Origin of the sequence: Streptomyces sp. LS1784, from assembly GCF_020103755.1 — a bacterium.
In the GTDB taxonomy this organism is placed as follows: domain Bacteria; phylum Actinomycetota; class Actinomycetes; order Streptomycetales; family Streptomycetaceae; genus Kitasatospora.
Window position 1 is genome coordinate 1 of sequence record NZ_JAHSQD010000575.1, and the last position, 5,063, is coordinate 5,063.

The window sequence follows — 5,063 nt, forward strand, 5'->3', positions numbered from 1 at the left end:
GCCCGGCCCTGGTGGCAGCGCGCCGACCTGCCGGAGGGCGACCCGCTGCGCAAGGAGCGTGCGACGCACGGCCCCGCGCCCGCCGCCGTACGGCACCCCCGGGAGCGCTCGGCGCTCGGCTTCTTCGGCTTCCTGCTGGCGGTCGGCGCGGGCGCCGCGGTCTGGGCCGCCTCCTCCGACCACCACAACCCCACCGTGCTGGGCGCGACGGTGCTGGCCACCGCGCTGCTGGTGGTGGGCCTGACGCTGCTGGTCGGTGCGAAGTTCGGCCGGGCCCGCAGGCTGGCGGTGACCGGTCTGCTGCTCACCCTGGCGCTGGCCTTCGTCGGCCACTCGCCGGACTCCATGCGCAACGCGGTCGGCGAACGCGACTGGACCGTCGCCTCGGCGGCCGACCTGCACGACCGGTACAACCTGGGCGCCGGACAGATCAGGCTGGACCTGTCCGCGGTCGACCCGGCCGGGGCCACCCTCGCCACCAAGGTCGACCTCGGCACCGGCGACATGACCGTCACCGTGCCGGACGACGTGACGGTGAACCTGGTGACCCGGATCGGCCTGGGCAACGTCACCGTCCCCGGTGAGCGCAGCGACAGTACCGGGCGGCACAACTACCTGATCGGCCCTGCCGGCGGGCAGCCGGCCAAGGGCACCCTCAATCTCGAACTCGGAATCGGGCTCGGCAACATCAAGGTGGTCCAGCAGTGAGGAAGCACCGGCTCGACCTGTTCTCGCTGATCGCGGGCGCGCTGTTCACCGTGATCGCCGTGCTCTACCTGGTCGCGGCGCTCAACGACCAGTCGGTGAACGGGCGGATCGTCATCCCGGTCACCTTCATCGTGCTCGGCGTCGGCGGTCTGGCCGGCGCGGTCGCGGCGGTGGCCCGGCGCGGCCGGCCGGACCGCGAGGAATGACCGCGCGGGACAACCGCGAGGAAAAGCCCTGGCCGGCCCTGGGTCCTCAGCTCTGCTGCGGGCCCAGGGTCAGCTGGTCCCCGTTCTTGCTGACGGCGTACCTGGGCAGCGGCTTGACCGCCGGCCCGTTGATCACCGCACCGGTCGCGGCGTCGAACCGGGAGCCGTGGCAGGGGCAGTACAGCCGGCCGTCCTTCGGCGCGTCCACGGCGCAGCCGGTGTGGGTGCACACCGCGGAGAACGCGCAGTACTGGCCGGCCTTGGGCTGCACGATGTAGACGGCGTCACCGGTGACCGGGTCCTTGACCTGGGCCGAGCCGCCGACCGGCACGCTCGCGGCGGGCACCGCGGGGGCCAGTGCCGGGGCCTCGGAGACCGGGGCCCCGGAGACCGGGGCGGCAGAGACCGGGGCGGCGGAGACCGGGGCGGCGGAGACCGGGGCCGCCGGCTCCTTGGCGGCGGCCGACCTGTCCCGGCCGAAGGTCCGGGTCAGCGAGCCGGTGAGCAGCCCGGCCCCGCCGATCGCGACAGCCGCGATCCCGCCGTCCACCACGGCCCGGCGCTTGACGTGGTCCTCGCCCAGCCCCCGCGCGCGGTCCCGCTCGGCCCGGCGGGCCAGGTAGCCGTCCACCGAGAGGTACGGCGTGCCGGCCAGCAGCAGCGGGGTCCAGGCCATCAGGTAGACCAGGTCGTTGCCGAGGTAGTACGGCGTGACGCTCCAGCTGACGGTCAGCCACAGGCTGAGGTTGAGCAGTGCGCCGCCGAGCGCGGCGGCGCGGCCCCAGAGACCGAGCAGGGTGCCGAGGCCGACCGCCAGCTCGCCGAAGGCGATGGCGAGCGCGAACAGGGTCGGGTGGTCGAGGGCGGGGCCGAGCAGGAAGGAGATCGGGCTGCCGCCCGCCTTGGCGGCCTGGGTCTGCGAGACGAAGGAGGCAGGGTCGCCCGCCCCGGCCAGGAAGTGGGCGTCGGAGAGCTTGTCCAGGGCGGCGTAGACGAAGGTGACGCCGAGGAAGATCCGCAGCGGCAGCAGCGCGTACGTCGACGCGAGCGCCCGCCATTGCACTGCCCGGTCGGCCCGGCCGGCCGCTCCCCCACCGGCCGGCACCGAGTTGCTGGCCTCCGACATCCCTCACACCTTCCCTCGCCGCCTGCCACTGCCTGACAGGTCCGGTCCGCATTCTGCCCGCTCCCGGCCGCTTTCGGTGGGAAGCCCCTCCCGGAAAACAGCTCCCGCACCACGAACGGCCGCGCCGTCGTTCCCCTACTGGAGGGAACGACGGCGCGGCCGTTCAGGCATCGGCCTCAGGACGAATACGCGCCCCGGCGGCCGGCGGGAGTGCTACTCCCACTCGATGGTGCCCGGGGGCTTGCTGGTGACGTCGACGACGACGCGGTTCACGTCGCGGACCTCGTTGGTGATCCGGGTGGAGATCTTCGCCAGCACGTCGTACGGCAGGCGCGACCAGTCGGCGGTCATGGCGTCCTCGGACGAGACCGGGCGCAGCACGATCGGGTGGCCGTAGGTGCGGCCGTCGCCCTGCACGCCCACGCTGCGGACGTCGGCGAGCAGCACGACCGGGCACTGCCAGATCTCGCGGTCCAGGCCGGCCGCGGTCAGCTCCTCGCGGGCGATCGCGTCGGCGTCGCGGAGCAGGTCCAGGCGCTCCTTGGTGACCTCGCCGACGATCCGGATGCCCAGACCCGGGCCCGGGAACGGCTGGCGCTGGACGATCTCCTCCGGCAGGCCCAGCTCCTGGCCGACCATCCGGACCTCGTCCTTGAACAGCTTGCGCAGCGGCTCGACCAGCTGGAACTGGAGGTCCTCGGGCAGGCCGCCGACGTTGTGGTGGGACTTGATGTTGGCGGTGCCGGTGCCGCCACCGGACTCCACCACGTCCGGGTACAGGGTGCCCTGGACCAGGAAGTCGACCGACTCGCCGTGCTCGCCGGCCTCGGCGATGATCTCGGCCTGGGCCTGCTCGAAGACCCGGATGAACTCACGGCCGATGATCTTGCGCTTCTCCTCGGGGTCGGTGACCCCCTTCAGCGCGTTCAGGAAGCGCTCGGAGGCGTCGACGACCTTCAGCTGGACGCCGGTGGCGGCCACGAAGTCCTTCTCGACCTGCTCGGTCTCGCCCTTGCGCATCAGGCCGTGGTCGACGTAGACGCAGGTCAGCCGGTCACCGATGGCCTTGTTCACCAGGGCGGCCGCGACCGCGGAGTCCACACCGCCGGACAGGCCGCAGATCGCGCGCTTGTCGCCGACCTGCTCACGGATCAGGGCGATCTGCTCCTCGACCACGCTGCCGGTGGTCCAGGTCGGGGCGATGCCGGCGCCGCGGTAGAGGAAGTGCTCCAGGACCTGCTGGCCGTGGTCGGAGTGCAGCACCTCGGGGTGGTACTGGACGCCGTACAGCCGGGCCTCGTCGTTCTCGAAGGCCGCGACCGGGACCAGGTCGGTGGAGGCGGTGACGGCGAAGCCCTCCGGGGCGGCGGAGCAGGCGTCGCCGTGCGACATCCACACCGAGTGCTGCGCCGGGACGCCCTCGAACAGGGTGGAGCCGGTGCGGGAGACGGTCAGCGGGGTGCGGCCGTACTCGCGGGCGCCGTTGTTGTCGACAGTGCCGCCGAGCGTCTTGGCCATCAGCTGGAAGCCGTAGCACATGCCGAAGACCGGGACACCGGCCTCGAAGATCGCGCGGTCGATCTGCGGCGCGCCCTCTTCGTAGACCGACGACGGGCCACCGGAGAGGATGATCGCCTTGGGGTTCTTGGCGAGCATCTCGGCGACCGGCATGCTGCTCGGCACGATCTCGCTGTAGACCCGCGCCTCACGCACCCGACGGGCGATGAGCTGGGCGTACTGGGCGCCGAAGTCGACCACCAGGACGGGGTCGTTGTCCGGCGCGGACTGGACGGGAATTGCAGAGGACACAGACGGCCTTCCGGCAGCGGTATCGAGGTGTCGCGCGTTGGCCGCCTCCTGGGTGGGGGCAGCGGCGGCGGACGGTGTGGGGTGTCTGAACACCGATTCTACCGGGCTGTCCGGTTTCACTCGTCTGCCCGCCCGATGGACCGTGACCGGGCGGGGCGGCGGTTCGTTGCTTCTGACGAACGTACGGCCGCGCCGCGTCCGCCAGACGCGCCGCCCGTCCCCGCGGGGGCACCGCCGTACGGCAGCAGGACCACGCGTGGAGCTCCATCCCAGTCCACCGGCGCACGTGGTGCCGCCGCCCGGCCCGCCGGGCGCACGGCTCCGTGGGACCGTGCGCGGGTGCCGCGGCCGGCCAGCAGGGGACAGCGACCCGGCCGCGACTGGGCCGAGAGGTGGGACGGCCGGAGTCCGGGGACGCCCGGGACCGGCCGTCGCACCCCCGGTCCGATCCGGTGCACGCCCGGCGCACGCCCCCGAACGACCCGCGCCGCTACGCGCGTCCCCGTGCGCCAGAACCACCAGAACCACTACGCACCGTGATCATCGACGCCGACCCCGGCGGGAAATGCTCTCTGCCCAACTGTGCCGAACCGGTTGCAGAGCGAGCCCCTCGTCCATCACGATGCTCGTTGTAAGCGGTTCTCCCGGCGCCTCACGGCTCACCGAGGAGGTCCGTGACGTGTTCTCCGCAGCCGCGCCGCAGGGAGGTCGCAAGCGGTTTTCAGCTCACGCTCCGTGAGCGCGGGACCAGCGCAGACCCGCGCGCCGACCCGCCGCACACGGGCGTGCGCGCCCCGCGCGGCCGGCCACCCACGCCGGAGCCGCACGGCGCACCCCGAAGCCAACCGACACGACGGCGCTCCTCCCCCGGCGCCGTCACCCCAGCACCGGCGCGGCCCTGACGCCGAGTGCTGACCGACAAAGGGCCCCGTTCCCCCGCGGGGCCCTTTGCCCTTTCCCGTCGCGCCGCCGCATGCCCCCGTACGCCCGTGGCCGCGGACTCAGGGGTGCTTGCGCCAGACGCTCGGGTCGACCGGCTCCTCCGTCGGGGGCGTCGGCACCGCGCCCGGCACCGGTGTCCCGCCGGCCGGGGCGGACGACGCCTCGTGCGAGGCGAGCACCTCGCTCACCCCGCTCCCGGAGGCGAACGGCGCGTCCTGCGGCGCGGCGGCCTGCGGCGGCACGCCGTACCCCGGAGCCCCCTGCCCCGGGCC

Annotated in this window: 3 protein-coding genes and 2 pseudogenes; 2 read left to right on the plus strand and 3 right to left on the minus strand. The window is 73.4% G+C overall.

All coding sequences use genetic code 11. From position 1 onward, the window contains the following. Window positions 1-708, plus strand: a pseudogene (locus KS423_RS38025) (LiaF domain-containing protein); the annotation flags it as partial. Continuing rightward, entirely contained in the window at window positions 705-914 is a 210-nt protein-coding gene (locus KS423_RS38030) for a hypothetical protein (protein WP_049661234.1), read from the plus strand. The pseudogene KS423_RS38025 and the gene KS423_RS38030, both read left to right, overlap by 4 nt. A gap of 46 nt (window positions 915-960) precedes the next feature. Here KS423_RS38030 and KS423_RS48650 read toward each other — a convergent pair whose 3' ends face one another. The 3 genes and pseudogenes from KS423_RS48650 to KS423_RS38050 all read right to left on the minus strand — a co-directional run. Next, on the minus strand, window positions 961-2,040 hold the full coding sequence (locus tag KS423_RS48650; RefSeq protein WP_374120106.1) for a ubiquinol-cytochrome c reductase iron-sulfur subunit: 1,080 nt from the start codon (window positions 2,038-2,040) through the stop codon (window positions 961-963). A gap of 213 nt (window positions 2,041-2,253) precedes the next feature. Beyond that, window positions 2,254-3,849 carry a glutamine-hydrolyzing GMP synthase gene (guaA, locus tag KS423_RS38045; RefSeq protein WP_224284305.1) on the minus strand — a complete coding sequence of 532 codons (1,596 nt, stop codon included), beginning with the start codon at window positions 3,847-3,849 and terminating at the stop codon, window positions 2,254-2,256. A gap of 1,001 nt (window positions 3,850-4,850) precedes the next feature. Next, a pseudogene (locus tag KS423_RS38050) lies at window positions 4,851-5,063 on the minus strand (hypothetical protein); the annotation flags it as partial.